Source organism: Streptacidiphilus rugosus AM-16 (assembly GCF_000744655.1).
Lineage (GTDB): Bacteria > Actinomycetota > Actinomycetes > Streptomycetales > Streptomycetaceae > Streptacidiphilus > Streptacidiphilus rugosus.
In genome coordinates, this window is record NZ_JQMJ01000001.1 from 286,810 (window position 1) to 302,025 (window position 15,216).

General features: G+C 68.3%; 10 protein-coding genes and 3 pseudogenes. 4 read left to right on the forward strand and 9 right to left on the reverse strand.

The genetic code is table 11. The features are described from left to right. Positions 1–3 precede the first annotated feature (3 nt). The gene (locus tag BS83_RS44810; RefSeq protein WP_157596703.1) at positions 4–2,424 is read right to left on the reverse strand and encodes a hypothetical protein; all 2,421 of its coding nucleotides are present in this window, start codon (positions 2,422–2,424) and stop codon (positions 4–6) included. Between the two features lie 393 nt (positions 2,425–2,817). On the opposite strand from BS83_RS44810, the pseudogene BS83_RS43170 reads away from it, so the two are divergent. Beyond that, positions 2,818–3,164: pseudogene (locus BS83_RS43170) on the forward strand (transposase); the annotation flags it as partial. A gap of 6 nt (positions 3,165–3,170) precedes the next feature. On the opposite strand, the pseudogene BS83_RS01305 reads toward BS83_RS43170, so the two are convergent. Beyond that, positions 3,171–4,288: pseudogene (locus BS83_RS01305) on the reverse strand (IS110 family RNA-guided transposase). Between BS83_RS01305 and BS83_RS47030 the strand changes: the two are divergent. Beyond that, positions 4,265–4,585 (forward strand): annotated as a pseudogene (locus BS83_RS47030) (transposase); the annotation flags it as partial. The pseudogenes BS83_RS01305 and BS83_RS47030 overlap by 24 nt on opposite strands. Positions 4,586–4,911: 326 nt before the next feature. On the opposite strand, the gene BS83_RS01315 reads toward BS83_RS47030, so the two are convergent. Next, the gene (locus BS83_RS01315) at positions 4,912–5,106 is read right to left on the reverse strand and encodes a hypothetical protein (protein ID WP_157596705.1); all 195 of its coding nucleotides are present in this window, start codon (positions 5,104–5,106) and stop codon (positions 4,912–4,914) included. Between the two features lie 155 nt (positions 5,107–5,261). Between BS83_RS01315 and BS83_RS01320 the strand changes: the two genes are divergently transcribed. Continuing rightward, positions 5,262–5,516, forward strand: coding sequence for a GntR family transcriptional regulator (locus BS83_RS01320; protein WP_037599794.1), 255 nt, complete (start codon positions 5,262–5,264; stop codon positions 5,514–5,516). Positions 5,517–6,003: 487 nt separating this feature from the next. Here the strand turns inward: BS83_RS01320 and BS83_RS01325 are convergent, their stop codons facing one another. The 4 genes from BS83_RS01325 to BS83_RS01340 form a co-directional block, all read right to left on the reverse strand. After that, positions 6,004–6,477 carry a hypothetical protein gene (locus BS83_RS01325; protein WP_037599796.1) on the reverse strand — a complete coding sequence of 158 codons (474 nt, stop codon included), beginning with the start codon at positions 6,475–6,477 and terminating at the stop codon, positions 6,004–6,006. Further along, on the reverse strand, positions 6,474–7,220 hold the full coding sequence (gene istB / locus BS83_RS01330; RefSeq protein ID WP_051942525.1) for an IS21-like element helper ATPase IstB: 747 nt from the start codon (positions 7,218–7,220) through the stop codon (positions 6,474–6,476). Before istB ends, BS83_RS01325 begins: the two co-directional genes overlap by 4 nt. Before the next feature lie 92 nt (positions 7,221–7,312). Continuing rightward, a complete protein-coding gene (gene istA, locus BS83_RS01335) occupies positions 7,313–8,971 on the reverse strand; it encodes an IS21 family transposase (protein ID WP_037599799.1) in 1,659 nt (552 codons plus the stop codon). Between the two features lie 184 nt (positions 8,972–9,155). Next, complete coding sequence (locus tag BS83_RS01340) at positions 9,156–10,292, reverse strand: IS66 family transposase (protein WP_051942335.1); 1,137 nt, start codon at positions 10,290–10,292, stop codon at positions 9,156–9,158. Between the two features lie 139 nt (positions 10,293–10,431). Between BS83_RS01340 and BS83_RS44820 the strand changes: the two genes are divergently transcribed. Then, on the forward strand, positions 10,432–10,608 hold the full coding sequence (locus BS83_RS44820; RefSeq protein WP_157596707.1) for a hypothetical protein: 177 nt from the start codon (positions 10,432–10,434) through the stop codon (positions 10,606–10,608). Between the two features lie 179 nt (positions 10,609–10,787). Here the strand turns inward: BS83_RS44820 and BS83_RS01345 are convergent, their stop codons facing one another. Next, positions 10,788–11,618: an alpha/beta fold hydrolase gene (locus BS83_RS01345; protein ID WP_037599801.1), complete on the reverse strand. Its 831-nt coding sequence runs from the start codon at positions 11,616–11,618 to the stop codon at positions 10,788–10,790. Between the two features lie 333 nt (positions 11,619–11,951). Beyond that, positions 11,952–14,735 (reverse strand): helix-turn-helix transcriptional regulator, encoded by a 2,784-nt coding sequence (locus BS83_RS01350; protein WP_157596710.1) that lies wholly within the window; start codon positions 14,733–14,735, stop codon positions 11,952–11,954. Between the last annotated feature and the right edge of the window lie 481 nt (positions 14,736–15,216).

The following is a 15,216-nucleotide window of genomic DNA, read 5'->3' on the forward strand; positions in this document are numbered from 1 at the left end:
CGGTCACCCGACCCCGAAAAGGATCTTGTACTTCTTGCCCTGGTTCTCGTTGAAGACCGTCCACGCGCTCACCACCGCGTCCCGGTCCACCCCCATCTGCACGACATCGGGGATCGCGGACGGATAGGTGACCTCCACGGTCTTGCCGAAGCGGCCCTTCTTGACGGTCCCCTTGGTCAGCAGCCGCCCGAGGAAAGCGTATTCGGGACGGGCCGCTGCACCGTCGGGGACGAGCTGGAGCTTCCCGTCGAACACCCAGTACTCGGAGCCGGACCTGAGACTCTGCTTCTGATTGTCGGTAAAAGCCTTCGGGAGGCTTATGATGAACCCGTTTTCGCCATCCTTCCTGAGTTCGACGGCCTGATCCTTGAGCCATACAGAGCCACCGGTGCTCAGGCATCGGATGAATTCTTGTGGCAGAGAATCTCGGTCCAATTGGCCGGTGTCGGATTCAATGAAATTGAGGGCGTCGGCAATGGCGACAAAGCCCCCGCGGTGGATGACCATCGAGCCGGCCCCGGTCTCGATCTTCACATGCACCGCTCCGGCTCCGGGGGAGCGCCGGGAGGAATTCCTGGCAGTGTCCGCCTTTACCGCGTATTGCCGCCCCCCGATGCGCGCCAGCGTATCCAGGACGGGCTGCCTGTCACCTATGTTCGTCAGATAGGCGCACTTCACTGGCGAATTACTGCCCCGAGGAGGAGGCTCCTTGTGCTTCCGCAAATATCCATGGGGCCGCACTCCTGTGATGGCCAGCAGTTGGTCGGCCGTCCCCGATGCGCCCTCGAAGAGGATGTAATCATTGAGCAAGTAGTATCCGACGGACTGATCGTACCTCAGGTTCCTCCAGTACTGCCGGTTGATTTCGCGCATTTCCTCTGCGTCGATTTTGAATCGGGCACTGCGGCTCTCGAGCCCCGTGCTGAGCTTCACGGTCCCGTGGAAGGGGCGGCAGTTGACCCTCTGGGAATCTCCGGGCCGCATGTCCCGCACCTTGCGCGGAAATCTGTCCAGCGGGACATTTGCCCTACGAAGACGCACCCCGCCCGCGTCCGCCAGGCTGACGACCACATCGTCCTCCCCCGGAGGGGCAGCCGTGCCGACCCGCTCCGCCTTCTCCTTGGCCGCAGAAGGAGTCGAGGCCGGGATCTTCGGCTGTGCCGGGGCGACGGGAGTCTGTTTGGGTTTTTGGCCCGCCACGATCGGACTCCTCGCAGGGAGAGCCAGTGTCGAAGGAGCCGAAGTAGACTGCTTTAGTCCTGCGGACAGAGGTTGTTTCTGTCTCACGTCCGCCTGCTCGACGGTGCCCTTGGGAGGCTGCGCCGCGCCCTGGGAAGCCCGCCGGGCCGTCCAACCTGTAGCGTAGGGCTTAAAAATTTCCCGGTCTTCTTCTTTGGCCGGGCGGCGCTGTATATTTGTTTTCTTTGCCAGCTCGAACGCTATCCGTGCGCTCTTTGTAGTGAGAGCCAGCGGCATTTTTTCGCCGAGTATGACAACCTCGGTCGTTTCAGTTCGCCTTCTGAAGGCAGAGCCCGCGTCGCTTTCGTTGAACGTGTAGGTTATTTCCGTCTGAATCTCGCCGTATTTGACCGAGAATCCCTGGTTCGGCCCCGGATTCCATCCGGACAGAAGGTGCCAAAGATCCTCTACTTTGCATTTTTGCAACAATCGGGCGGCTGCTCCCAAAGTTCGTAGATCGACATCGTGCTTACCCGCGCCACCTAGGTCGAGCGTGAACTTTGCGGCATGGCTCTCTGACTTTTTTCTCCAGTACTCGTACTCCTTCCAGCCTTCCTCGCCTTTACCGTCCTTGTCATCGCTGTAGACATAGACGCCTTTGCTGTTCAGTGCATAGTACCTCGTGCCACGCAGCACGGCTCCGTCGTATTCGTAACCTTGTAGCTTGGATTCTTCGCCAAGCTGGCGTTCAAGGCGATTGGATATCTCTTCCCACGTCCACCATGTCTCCGATCCCTCCTTGTCGGCGTATACGTACTGCTTCTTTCCCGGATCCCATTTGTACCATTCAAGCTGCGGATGATCCTTCTTCCTGTCGAACTCAGGATTCACCTTGGCTTTGAGATCAGCAAATTCAATACTTTGTTGCCGTTCCCAGATGCTGACCAGCAGGCCCAGCGCCGAGAAACCTTCCTTGGCATCGGTCGCCAGAAAGCACCGAAGGACTTCACCCCAGTACCATCCGGTTTGCCCGCCTTCTTCAAACCAACTCTTGAGGGTGGGCAGAAGGGCAGCGTCACTGAGGTACATCCAGTTCTCGTCCCCATAGAACAAGAGATTGGCGAACCTCCGATTTACGTCAGGGCGCTCGTCCTTGTATGCCAAGCGGGGATCATCGGGGTCCCCATCAACGATCGGATGCAGTAGATACTTGAACGCTTCAAGGTAATCCTGATCATTGACCATTGGCTTCTCGGCTTCTATCCCATCCGTAGAAAAAGCTCGCTCCGTCGTCCTTGCCCGGAGGGCAGCGAGGCCGGTGCCGCTGGAAAGCCCGGCCGGGGCAGGAACGTTTGCTTGGGTGGCAGTCTCGCCCAGTAGGCGACCTGCATGGCAGGTCAGTAGGGCGTCCTTTCAGGCATTCCTGGATGTTGACTTCCTCTCCCTCCTCATGGAGGGGATTCGCCTCAGCCTCGCGCCTGAACCCGAATCCACCGGGTGATCTGCACAGTGGAGGGTTGCCCCAACGAAGAGATGCCTTGTGGCCTGCGATGTGAGTTCTCTACGCTCCATCACGCACGATCAGCAAGGCATCTCTTAAGACCGCGTCCTATGTGGTGATGGCTCGTTGGGCTGGTCATGGGGCGGGGTACGTGGAGTTGGATTGTTCCGGACGGGTTGTGGGAGCTGGCGGAGCCGTTGATGCCGCCGGATCGGGTGCGGCCGCAGGGCAGCGGGACGGCCAACGCGCCTGATGAGACGCTGTTCGCGGCGATCATCTACGTGCTGGTCAGCGGTTGCGCCTGGCGGTCGCTACCGCCGTGCTTCGGGGTCTCGAAGTCCACGGTTCACCGCCGGTTCCTGATCTGGTCCAGGGCGGGGTCTGGGGCCGGCTGCACGAGGCCGTGTTGCACTTGCTGGACGACGCCGGTCTGGTCGACGTCTCGCGCGTCGTGCTCGACTCCGCCCACGTCCGGGTTAAAAAAGTGCCCCTATCTCCTTCGGCAAGCTGATGCGATGGCGGGGGCTTGGTAGAAGGTGCCGTCGCGGAGCATGGCGAACAGGACGTCGACGCGTCGTCGGGCGAGTGCGACGAGGGCTGCGACGTGGTGTTTCCCTTCCCCGCGTTTCTTGTCGTAGTAGGCGCGCGACTCCGGCTGCGACAGGGAGGCGAACGCGGCGAGGTAGAGCGCGCGTTTGAGCTGCTTGTTGCCGCGTCGGGCGGGGTGTTCACTGCGGATCGAGGAGCCGGATCGCCGGGTGACTGGAGCCAGGCCGGCGTAGGCGGCCAGGTGTCCGGCGGTGGGGAACGTGCTTCCGTCGCCGACGTCGATGAGGATGCGGGCGCCGGTCCTGACCCCGATGCCGGGCATGGAGGTCAGGACCTGGGAAAGAGGGTGGGCCTCCAGCAGTTCCTCGATCCGCGCGGCCAGTGCCCTGCGCTGGTCGAGGACTGCGGCGAGGGAGGCGGCGAGGCTGGGGACGATCAGTGCCGCGGCCTCGGTGCCAGGAACGACCACGGTCTGCTCGTCGAGTGTGGTGAAGATGTCCTCCACCAGCCGTTCGGCCATCCGCGGGGCATTCGGCCGCAGCAGCGTGACCAAGCGGCGGCGTCCGGCCTTGCGGATCTGTCCGGGTGAGCCGAAGCGCTCCAGCAGGGCGAGGACAGCAGGGTGGTCCAGACGCGGGCCCAGGACCTGCTCGAGCGCATCTGCAGTTCAGCCAGGGTCTCGTCGGCCGCCTCAACAGTTCGGAGGGTGTGCGGCATCATGCGGGCGGCGTCTGCGATGACATGGGCGTCCCTGGCATCGGTCTTCGCCTCGCCGGGGTAGAGGTCCGCGATCCGGCGCATCGTCAGACCGGGTAAGTAGGCGATGCGGCAGCCGGTGTCCCGGGCCACGGCCAGTGGTAGGGCCCCGATCGAGGCGGGCTGGTCGACGACGACCAGGACGGTGCCGTGCCTGGCCTGGAGCTTGGTGAACAGCTCGCGCAGCTTCGGTTCGGTGTTGGGCAGTGGCTTGTCGAAGACGGTCTTTCCGGCCGGAGTCAAGGCCGTGGCCTGGTGCTCGCCCTTGCCGACGTCCAGTTGTTCGCCACCTGGCGCTACCACCCGGTATTCACCGACAGCCCGTTTGAGATGCTCCAGGCCGAGCACCAGCACCGGCAACACGCCACGATCGAGCAGGTCATCGCGGACGGCAAGGGCTCCGCGCTCGCGAACCTACCCTCGGGATCGTTCCAGGCCAACGCCGCATGGCTGACCCTGTGGGCAATCACCCACAACCTGCTGCGGGCCGCGGGAGCACTCGCCGGAACCGCCACGATCCGCGCCCACCTCGTCCACGTCCCGGCCCGAATCGCCCGCTCGGCACGGCGGTTGACGCTCCACCTGCCCACACGCTGGCCCTAACAGCACAACTTCACCGACCTGTTCGACGCCACCTATCCACCACCGGCGCGCTAACCACCCGACCACCGCCCGCGAGGGCCATACCAGAACAGACGTGGAAAAGCTGGGCAGACCAGCCGGCACTCCACACCCTCCACCCGGGAATCAGCCCCGAGCACCCGAAACGATCACTCCCCGTCACCTCGGTGGATTCGGGCTGAGACTCCGGCGGCTGATCCCCGCCGGACGCTGCCGCGCGATCACACAGCGCCTCCGCGGCAGCACGAAGCCGCTTCACCCCGTTTCGGCCTCCAAGGATGGAGCGGGCTTCGACGTTCCCGTCCTCAGAAGCTGTATGCGGGCTCAACCGGCGCCCAGGGGCCGTCGCCCGTCGCGGCCTTCTGGTGGCGCGCCAGCAGGACGCGGCCGTCGCTGGCCAACGATCCGTTGCCCATGGCGTCTGCCGCGGCGATACCGCGGCGGAAGTGCTCGCAGACGGCGCAGTCGTGCGCCTGTCCCGGCTTCTGCACGTTGTCCATGTCGTCGCCCCTTCCGGCGTCGGCCACAGCCCCGGACCGTTAGCGCGGTCGCGGGGCGCATTTACTTCAATCGTAAAGAGCTATGCATGGCTCTGTATAGCTCTTAGGTGCTTTCCGGACGTTCGCGCAGGTCAAGGGAGACGTACGGTGCAACTGTGAGCACTGTCCCCGCCTTCGACCCGCCGCCCGAGCAGCTGCGATACGTCGCATTGGCCGACCACGTGGCTGCGCGGATCGCAGCCGGCGAGCTGCGCCCCGGCGCCCGCCTTCCCTCCGAGCGGGACCTGGCTGCGGAATACGGTGTCGCCTACCTGACGGTCCGGCGCGCTGCCGAAGTGCTCCGCGAGCGGGGGCTGATCGTCACCGTGCACGGACGCGGCACGTTCGTGGCCACACCGCCGGAGCAGTAGGCCGTCCGACCGCCTACGTGATGCGCCTACGCTGTGGGCCTGGTTTGCGTCGAACCATGAGCGAAGCGACAGACTTGACGGGTGCGTTTCTCTCTCGAACGACCTGGCAATCCTGCTCGGCAACGTCGTGTCCGCCGCAGCGCGCGGGTCCTGGCCGATCTGGCCCACGGACGCCTGCAGGCCAAGCACGGGGAGCTGATGGAAGCGCTGCTAGGAATGTGATTTCGTCGGGCCATATGAGGACCACGATTCCGCTGGCATTGGGAGCCAGGGTTGGGCCGTTCGTGGCGGGGATGTACTCGCCCGTGGTCGGTGATCTCCGGTGTGAACGGGAGCCACTCCGCTGAGATTGGGAGCCACTGATCGGGTGACCTGCCCGATGTCACGGGAGTGTCCGTGGGGCGGGGGGCCGGGGGGCCGATAGCTTGTGGCTGCGGGCCCCGGGGGCCGCCTCCCTGACAAGATGCGGTCAGGGGCCCGCGCCCAGTTATGCCTCGGGCGGGACGCCGAAGAGCCGTTCCAGGACGGGTCGCGCGCTGGAGTGAAGCGGCGGGGGCTCGGCGAAGGTGTGCCACCAGCGGAAGTCCCCGGGCCAGGTGAACTGGCCGGCCGCGGGGATCGTGACGTCGAAAGCGATCTGCAGGACCTGGCCGTCGTCCGGGATGTCCCAGACGCTCGACGCGGCGAACGCGTAGTCCCAGCCCGCCAGGCCCAGGTTGACGGTGCAGAGCCAGTCCAGGGTGTCCGGGACGGTCTCGCCGCGCTGGACCCAGGCGAGCGGAGGCGACCACTGGCCGTCGGCGGGCTTGAGCAGGAGGACGTGGTCGCGGTCGTCGCTGCGGTGGACCAGGGCCAGGACCTGGAACCGGTTGACGCCCGCGCGGCGGCTGTCCTTGACCAGTTCGGCCAGGGCGGCGTCGGTCGCGTGGTGGCGGCGCCCGGGGTTGTCGGAGTCGGTCATTTCGGCGCCGGGAAGAGGGATTCCTGGGTGGCCTGATCGCGGTAGGACTCGGTGCCGGTCTGGATCAGCGTGCAGCGGAACGTGATCCGGTCGGCGATCGCCGCGCAGAGGCGGGCGTCACCGAAGGTCTTGTCCCACTCGGTGAAGGGCGAGTTCGTCGCGACCGCGGTGGCCTTGCGTTCCTCGCGCTCGGTGAAGATCTGGAACAGCAGCTTCGCGCCCTTGCGGTCCAGGTTCAAATACCCGAATTCGTCCAAACACAGGAGATCGATCTTGCTGTAGCGGGCGATCACGGAGGAGAGCTTGCGCGACGCGTCGGCCTCGGCGAGCTCGTTCACCAACGCCGAGGTCGTGGTGTAGCGGACCGACAGGCCGGCCTCGGCGATCGCGGTGCCGATCCCGATCAGGAGATGGGACTTGCCTGTGCCGCTGTCGCCGATCAGGACCAGCGGGCGGCCCTCGCGGACCCAGGTCGGGGACTTCAGGTCAGCCACGACCTCCGGGGTGACGTTCGGGTTCTTGGCGAAGTCGAAATCCTCCAGGCGCTTCGGCCGCGGGAACCGCGCCAGCCGCAGGAGCCTCTGCTGGCGGCGGACGTCACGGTCGGCGAGCTCGACCTGGAGCAGGTCCAGCAGGAACTGCTTGTAGGTGGCCTGCTCGCGCCGCGCGGCCTGGGCCAGGTCGATGAACCGCTCGCGGAACGCGGGCAGGCGAAGGTCCCGGCAGGCCTCGTCGATCAGCATGTCCTCCGGGTCCCCGGGCAGGGACTGGCGCCGCGGCGGGATCCGGTCGGTGTCGACCTCGTCGTCGTGGTCGGTGACGGTGATGGTGGGGCTCATGCGCCGTGGCCTTTCTGGGTCTGGCTGGTCGTGACCGGGTTCAGGAGCCGGTCGTACTTGCTCATGTCCGGGAGCGTCGGGCGCGGGTCGGGCGGCAGCCGGCGCGTGTGCAGGGAGATCACCCGGGCCCCGGTGCCGTCCTCGCCGGCCGGGACCTCGTCCAGGTCGTCGGTCAGGAGTTCGGCGTCCTCGGCGTCGGTGCCCTCCATCGCCTTGCGGGCCTCGATCGCGACCATGTCGGTGGAGACCGAGCCGATCCGCAGGCAGGTCATCATCGCCGCGACCAGCGCGTCGGCCGGGAGCTGACGGTGCAGCAGCAGGACCTCGATCAGCATCCGCGTGCCTTCCCGGTCACCCGCCTTCTGCTTCGCGGCGGCCCAGAATGCCTCGTGGACCTTCGTGAAGCCGCCCTCCGCGCGGGCCTGCGCGAGCGCGGAGGCGCCGGCGAACGCACCCGGCTTGACCAGCAGGATCTCCAGGTAGTGGTCCAGGAAGTCGTGGTAGGTGTAACGGCGGGTCAGGCGCGGGTGGCGGGCGACGACCTGGCGACCGTCGAACACCCAGAGCTCGTTCGCCTTGAGCTTGACGCGGACCTTGCTCCCGATGAACTTCGCCGGGACCGAGTAGTAGCCCTGGCGGACCGTGATCCGCGAGTTCCTGGCGACCGTCGGGGTCAGGTCGATGCCGCAGTCGTAGTCGTCCGCCGGCAGCGGCCGCAGCCGTTCGCGCTCCTGCTCGAAGTCGAATCCGATCGAGGTCGGCCGGCCGTGGATGTGGCGGGCGTCCTCCGCGACGTCGATCGCGGCGAGGCGCTCGTTCAGCTCCGCCAGCGAGTCGACCACCGGCGGCGGGACCAGGTGCTTCCTGCGGAACCTTCCGCCCTCGTGCTCGACGCCGCCCTTCTCATGGGCGCCGTCCTCGCCAGGGGCGCAGTAGAAGGCCGAGAACTGATACCACGACCTGAACGACGCCCACCGGTTCGACTCCAGCCGGGACCGGCCGAACAGGACCTGCTTCACCGCCGGCCGCAGGTTGTCATAGCGAATGTGCACCGAGGGGACACCGCCCAGCACGGTGAACGCGTCCAGGTGGCCTTCGAGGAAGGCCTCCTGCGAAGCGGTCGCGTAGACGCGGTGGACGGCCTTGCCGGAGTAGGACAGCCGCAGCGTGAACAGCACGCACTTGCGGCGCTGCCCGGCCAGGTCCAGCCAGAAGTCCGCGAAGTCGACCTCGGCCTCCTCACCGGGCCGCTTCGCCTGCGGGACCATGCCGTCCAGGTGCCGCCGGCCCTCCAGGGCCTCGGCCTTGATCTGCGGGCGGCGCTTGGCGACGTAGTCGTAGACGGTCGTGGTGCGGGCGTGCTCGAAGTCGTGCTCGGCGGCCAGACGCTCCATGATCCGCGGGATCGTGTGCTTCTGCTTCGCGGGCGCGTCCAGGTCCTCGCGCAGCATCGCGTCGATGAAGCTCTTCACCGGCTCCAGCACGCTCGGCCGCGGTGCGGGCGGCTTCCGCTTCGGCGGCACCGGACAGTCCAGCGCCCGCTTCACGGTGTTCCGCGACACCTTGAACTGCGCAGCCAGCTCCCGCCCGGACAGCCCCTGCTCACGCTCGGCCCGGCGGATCCTCTCGAACAGCACTTCACGCGACGTGCCCACCAGCGGTCTCCCTGACCCGGACCGTGATCAACAAGCACAGCGTGACGGCCAAACGGCCCACCACTCCCGATTACGCCGAAAGCGGCATGTCACACACCATCACACCGGGTGGCTCCCGATCTCGCCGGAGAAACACCGGCTCCCGATCAGGGCGGAGTCGTGGCTCCCAACAACCCCGTAGAAATCAGTCTCGGACCGTGGTGCGCAGGGCCTTCAATTCTCCGGTCTTGAGCCGGTCCTCGATCCGGTCGGCGCCAGTGGCGCGGGCCGTGTCGGCGGCCTTCTTCAAGGCCAGTATCGAGTCGATGGCCCGGTAGGCCGCGCAGCGCGCCGCCTGGCTGCCGCGTTCGGTGACCGCGATCAGTTCGCGCAGGGCGTGCGCGGCACACAGGGCGTGGGTGGCCTGGGTGTAGGTGTCGTATGGGGCCCAGGCGTCATGCATCGCGACCCCGGTGAAGCCGGGCAGGATCCCGGCGGCGTCCGTCCCTTCGGTTCCACGCCGTCGGTGCACGCTCAGGTGCACGAACATGCCGGTGGAGGCGGAGTGCAGCCAGTGCAGACGCCCGGCCGTGCGGAACCCGGTCTCGTCGAAGAACGCCAACGGCGCGGTGACGACCTTGTCGGCGACCAGGCGGCCGAAGGCATCCAGCCGGGTGGCGCACGTGCGTATCCAGGAGGCCACCGTGCCCGCGGCGACCGGCGCGTCGAACAGATCGGCCAGTGCCCGGGCGGTGCGGTCCTTGGACAGGAACTGCCCGTGCATCAGATAGATGCCGGCGGCCGCCAGGCGGGGTCCGTACTGCACCGGGGCGACCGGTACCTCTTCGGGCACCAGGGCCTTCTCGGCCCGTCCGCAGGCGCATCGGCAGGTGAGGATCCGGTGCTCGGTCACCTCCAGCCCGATGCGTTCGGGCAGGTCGAAGACCTGCCGGCGCTCGACGTGGGCCACGCCGGCTTCGGCCAGGTCGCTGCCACAGCCGGCGCAAGGGCCCTGGGGGCGGTACTCGACCTCGTGATCCGGGTCGCAGACCTGCCGCAGCGTGATGCCCGGCTGGCCCTTGGGGCGGCCCGGACCTCGGCCCGACTTCTCACGCAGCGACTTCGGCGCCGGTTTCGCCAGCCCGTCCGCTGACGGCGGTTTGGACGAGTTCGTGGAGTTCTGCCCCAGCCGGACCTCCAGGTCCAAGATCCGGGCCTTCGCCTCCACCAGCTCCGTGCGGACACCAGCCAGCTCGTCGAGGGCCCTTTCCAACCTGCCGCTGAGCTCGACGACCAGCGAGGACATCTCCTCGTAGGTCGGCAGCGTGGATTCGGCAGGCACAGCCCGTGATCTTCGCGGTCAAGCACCAGAAGATCAACTCAGACCCGGTCGGGCACCTATCCAGTCACTCGGGCCGATGGCCGAGCCTTCCGCTGCCTGTCCTCGGACTCGCGCTCGCCGCACTCGTCACTGCCTGGGGATGTGGCGCCCGGAGCGGATCGCGGGGATCGCCCTGGCCGCTCTGCCCTGCTTCCTCGGCGGATACCTGCCCACCGTCTCCGGCTATGGCGTCGGGCTCAGCGCCGTCGCACTGATCCTCACCGCCGCGACGATGGCCGCACTTCGGCGGCGTCGCGCGCCCACCCGGCCCGCCTGAGACGCAGGCGGGCGACGCCGCCGCGGCGGACCGGTCAGGCTCGGACAGGGGGCGGAATCGGTCCCATTCCGCCCCCTGTCCGATGCGCTATGCGGTCCGCGTCACGGCCACCCTGGCGCTGCACCAAGCCGCGTGCGTCCATTACGCCGACCCTGCCCAGAGCCGCAGGGCACCGGCGGTCAGTGGGAGGTGGCGTGGACGGCGTCGAGGATGATGTCGGTGACGGCGTCCGGGTGGGAGACGGCGACGGCGTGCGAGGAGTTGACCGCGCTGGTGTGCGCGTGGGCCCGCTCGGCCATGAAACGCTCCGCCGCCGGGGGGATCGTCTTGTCCTGATTGGCGACCAGGTACCAGGACGGGATCGTCCCCCAGGCGGGGGTGGTGCTGGGCGCGCCAAGGCTGGTGGCGTCGATGGGGCGCTGCGTGGCGGCCATGACGGCGGCGGTGGCGGCCGGGACGTCGGCCGCGAAGGCGGCTCGGAACTTGTCGGGCTTGATATAGAGGTCGGTGGCCGTCTTGCCGTCCGGGAGCGGGTAGGACACCTGGTTGAGGGCGCTGCCGAGTTCGCTGCCGGGGAACTTGCCGAGGATGTCGTTGGCGCTCTCGCCCTTGTCCGGGGCGATGGCGGCGATGTAGACGAGCGCCTTGACCTGGGGGTCGCCGGCGGCGGCGTCCGTGATCACCTCGCCGCCGTAGGAGTGGCCGACCAGCACGATCGGGCCCTGGATGCTGTGCAGGACGCTGGCGAGGTAGGCCGAGTCGCTCGGCAGGCCGCGCAGCGGGTTCGCCGGCGCGATCACGGGGTAGCCGTCGCGCTGCAGGCGCTGGATGACGCCGGTCCAGCTGGAGGCGTCGGCGAAGGCCCCGTGGACCAGGACGATCGTGGGCTTCGCGGCCGTGTGGGCGGGTGCGAGCGTGGGCGCGGCCATGGCCTGCTCTGCGCCGACGAGTCCTCCTGCCGCGAGGAGTAGAGCCAGGCTGACGGTCAACGGTCGACGGCTCTGCTTCATGTGTGCTCCCAAGTGAAAGGTGGAAGTGGCTGGGCCGTCCGTTGGGACGCCCTGCCGCTTGGGAGAGCATTGATCACAAGGCAATAGTTGTCAAAGCAATGCTTGCCTAGGAATGGGTGATGTGCATCACGGCCCGCGGTCGCGGGGCGGAAGCGCCGCAGGCACAGCAAAGGGCCGCCGATGCCCGCAGTCGGTGGTGCGCTGCCCTCGCGAGGGGGCGGCCCAAGGTTGTTCGACTGCGGCTCGGCGGCCGTGGTCACACTGTGCGTCTCACCTGGCGCCCGGCGGATACCCGTTCGGGCGTCCGTTGGTGCCGTGGACCTCCGGGTGCGTTCAAGAGACCGTGCGCAACTGTCGGCGGGAAGCCAGCCCCAGCTTCTGGTAGACGTGGCCCAGGTGGTACTCGACCGTCTTGACGCTCAGGAACAGCTTCTTGGCGATCTCATGGTTGGTCAAACCCTGGGCGGCGAGCCGGGCCACCAGCTGCTCGCGCTCGGTCAGGCCGGTGAACCCGGTTGCCGCGGTCGGTTCCGATGCCCTGGACCCGTTGCAGGAGGCGAGGCCGGCGGCGGTCCGGGCGGCGAAGGGTGCGGCGCCCAGCGCGCTGTAGCGCTGGTGCGCCACGCGCAAAGCCTCGAAGGCACGGCGGTGGTCACCCCGGGCGAGCAGCAGCGCGCCGTAGGCGTGCTCGAGCCGCGCCCGGTGCAGGGGAATGTCGTCGGGGGTGTCACCGAGGGCGATCCCGAGGCGGTACGCCTCCAGGGCTGCCACCGGGTCACCCTCTCGCTCGGCCAGCTGGCCGCAGGCCCAGGCGGAGATCGGGCCCAGGCACGGCATGCTCTCGGCCAGTTCGCGCAGCGCCGCGCAGCTCTGCCGGGCCTGGGCGAGCGTACCCGCGTACACGTGCGCTTCCGCGAGGAGGGGGAGCCAGGCGATCCGCCAGGCCGGCCGGATGTCCGAGTCCAGCTGATGCAGGACCGGACGCAGAGCATTGAGCATGCCCGGGCCGTCCGCTCGGGCCTGGGCGCAGACGGCGGTGGCCAGACAGGCGAAAAGCAGGTCGAAGTCGGGGCTGATGCTCGCCGCCAGCGCCGTGGCGGTCTGGGCATGCTGCTCGGCCTCGTCCCAGTGGCCGTGTCCTGCGGCCACCGCGGCGGCGACCGCATGGCACGGGGTCAGCCCGAGGACGTAATCGTCCACGACGGCCTGGGCGAGGAGCTGCTCGGTCAGCACGGCCGCCCGCTCCCAATCGCCGACCAGGTAGAGCAGGAAGGGCAGGGTCATGCAGGCGCTGTTGAGCCGAAGCTCGGAGACCGGGGAGCTCTCCAGCTGGCGGCTCATGTCGTCGATCCCGGCACGGAGCCGGCCGGCCAACCCGCGCAGCAGGCCCCGGGCGAGCAGCTGCGGGCCGTCGCCAGTCCCTACCAGACGGGGGTCGGCCGGTAGCCGCATGAGCGCGGGCATGGACTCCAGGGTTCGCGCGGGACCGTCGATCTCCATGACGATGCACGCGAGGTAGAAGCGGGCCTCCTGCAGGGCACGGGAGTCCAGCAGAGCCCGGTCCAGGACTTCATTGAGCAGGTCACGGGCCGGAGCGCGGCGCATCTGCCACGCGTACATCTGGCCCAGGCCGAGGCGGATCCGGTCCGCGAGCGCCGGATCGCCGTCCGGGCCGACCGCTTCCAGTGCCTGGAGGTAGTGTTCTTCGGCTTGGCCGAACTTGGCCGCGAAGTGACAGTAGCGCGCCTGGACGTAGGAGCGCAGGGGGCTCGGTGCACACTGCTCGACCTCGGCCCGCAGCGCGGCGGAGCGACGCGTGTCGTAGGCGAGCCGGTACTGGTAGCGGGCGACCGTCTCCAACAGGCGGCGCTCGTACTCCGCTCGCGAGTCCGACAGCTCGGCCGCCCACTGCAGCAGGACGGCGGCGTGCGCGATCCGGCCGGATGCGGTGACGCGGGCGGCTTCGTCCTCCAACTCGGCGGCGAGGCCCGGGTCGACGTTGTCGGCGGCGGATACCCGGTGACGCCAACTGCTCTCGCGATCGACCAGAGGGATGACCGCGAGATGCAGCGCCCGGCGCCGGGACGGCTCGATCGCCGAGTAGACGGCATCACGCTGCAGCCGATGCTGGATCCGGATCGGGCTGGAAGGGTCGGATGGCCGCCAGCCGACCAGGCCGGAATCTATCGCGGGTCCCAGGGCGGCCGACGCGTCACCCAGTTCGGCCAGCTGCCCGACGAAGGCCAGGGGCGCCTCGGCGTCCAGAACCGCCAACGCGTCCACGAGGAGCCTGCTGTCCGGCGGCAGTCGTAGGAGAACCTGGCGCACCGCGGCCGAGAGTGAGTCCGGCAGAGGCAGGGGGAAGGTGGGGTCGGCGAGATCGCGCGCCCCGCCACCCGTCAGAACCGAACGCAGGTAGAGCGGGTGGCCGCCGGTGTGCTCCCACAGGCGCCGAGCGGTATCGGCGGTCGACGGTACGCCCCGCACGTCGGCCAGAAGGTTCACGTCCGCGATCGTGAGTTCCGGCAGCCGAAGGACGGTGGCTTTGCGCGCGGCCGAAGGGAGGCGGTCGAGAGCCTCGGCGGCGGCAGGGTTGAGCGCCTTGGCCCGGCTGTCGGTGCCGGCCGTGACCAGGACCAGGACCCGGTCCGCCCAGAGGCGGCGCAGGACGAAGCCGAGTACGCGCAGCGACTCCGCATCGGCTGAAAGGATGTCGTCGACCACCAAGGCCAGTGGCCCCTGCGCCTCCGCTGCCCCTATCAGTTCGATCAGATCGGTGCCGACCTCGAGGGGAGAGGCGTCCCGGGCCGGCGTCCGGGGCAGGCCCCGGTCCGGCACGGTGAGCGCGGGGCCGACCTGGCGCAGCCACTGGTCGACGACGCCGAAGGGCAGGTCCTGCTCGTCGGCGTCGCAGCTGGCCCACCAGACGGTGAAGCCGTCCAGAGCGGCAACTGCCTCGCGGACCAGCGCGGTCTTGCCGATGCCGGTCTCGCCTTCGACGATCACCAGGCAGGGCGTTCCCTGCGCCGCCTCGTCGGCGGACTCGGCCAAGGCCGAGAGTTCCGCTGCCCGGCCCACGAAGGCCCACGGGTCGGAGGCGGAGTACAGCGAAGTCATGCCGGCGACGATAACCGCCGGTCGCACGCGGTCGAGCTCCGAGCACGGCCACCGGCCCGCACGCACCCCAGGTCTGACTGTCGGTCAACGACGCCGGGTTCTTGCGCGCACGGGCAGCGGTGTGCCTCGGGTCCCGGGCGGGCGGATAGCCGGGGTGCGGAAGCCCCGCTACTGCCAATTCCGCAGCTCATGAGGCACGTGCGCGGCGTGCGTCTGGACGCCGGAGCACGCGGCAGGCGGCGACGTCACGACGTACGGACTCATCCCGGGCCTCACCAAGGGGAACCGTCCTGCCCGATCGCCGGGCGGCGGCGATGCCTCTACGGGAGCCCGGCACGGAGCGATATCGCGCGCCCGTGCGGGCCGAGCTGCCCGATGAGCTGCCCGAACCGGGCCGGGCCACTTTCCGGAGCCCCTCGGCGCCGCTGCCCAGCATGCCGCCGGACACGTCAAAGCGCCCCCAGGCGGGGCGCGCTGGGGG

Bases quoted from the DNA above. Each gene is read 5' to 3' on its own strand.
- BS83_RS44810 (WP_157596703.1), bottom strand. From the start codon at position 2,424: ATGGTCAATGATCAGGATTACCTTGAAGCGTTCAAGTATCTACTGCAT.
- BS83_RS01315 (WP_157596705.1), bottom strand. From the start codon at position 5,106: ATGGACAACGTGCAGAAGCCGGGACAGGCGCACGACTGCGCCGTCTGC.
- BS83_RS01345 (WP_037599801.1), bottom strand. From the start codon at position 11,618: ATGAAGCAGAGCCGTCGACCGTTGACCGTCAGCCTGGCTCTACTCCTC.
- istB (WP_051942525.1), bottom strand. From the start codon at position 7,220: ATGCTGATCGACGAGGCCTGCCGGGACCTTCGCCTGCCCGCGTTCCGC.
- BS83_RS01325 (WP_037599796.1), bottom strand. From the start codon at position 6,477: ATGACCGACTCCGACAACCCCGGGCGCCGCCACCACGCGACCGACGCC.
- BS83_RS01350 (WP_157596710.1), bottom strand. From the start codon at position 14,735: ATGACTTCGCTGTACTCCGCCTCCGACCCGTGGGCCTTCGTGGGCCGG.
- BS83_RS44820 (WP_157596707.1), top strand. From the start codon at position 10,432: ATGTGGCGCCCGGAGCGGATCGCGGGGATCGCCCTGGCCGCTCTGCCC.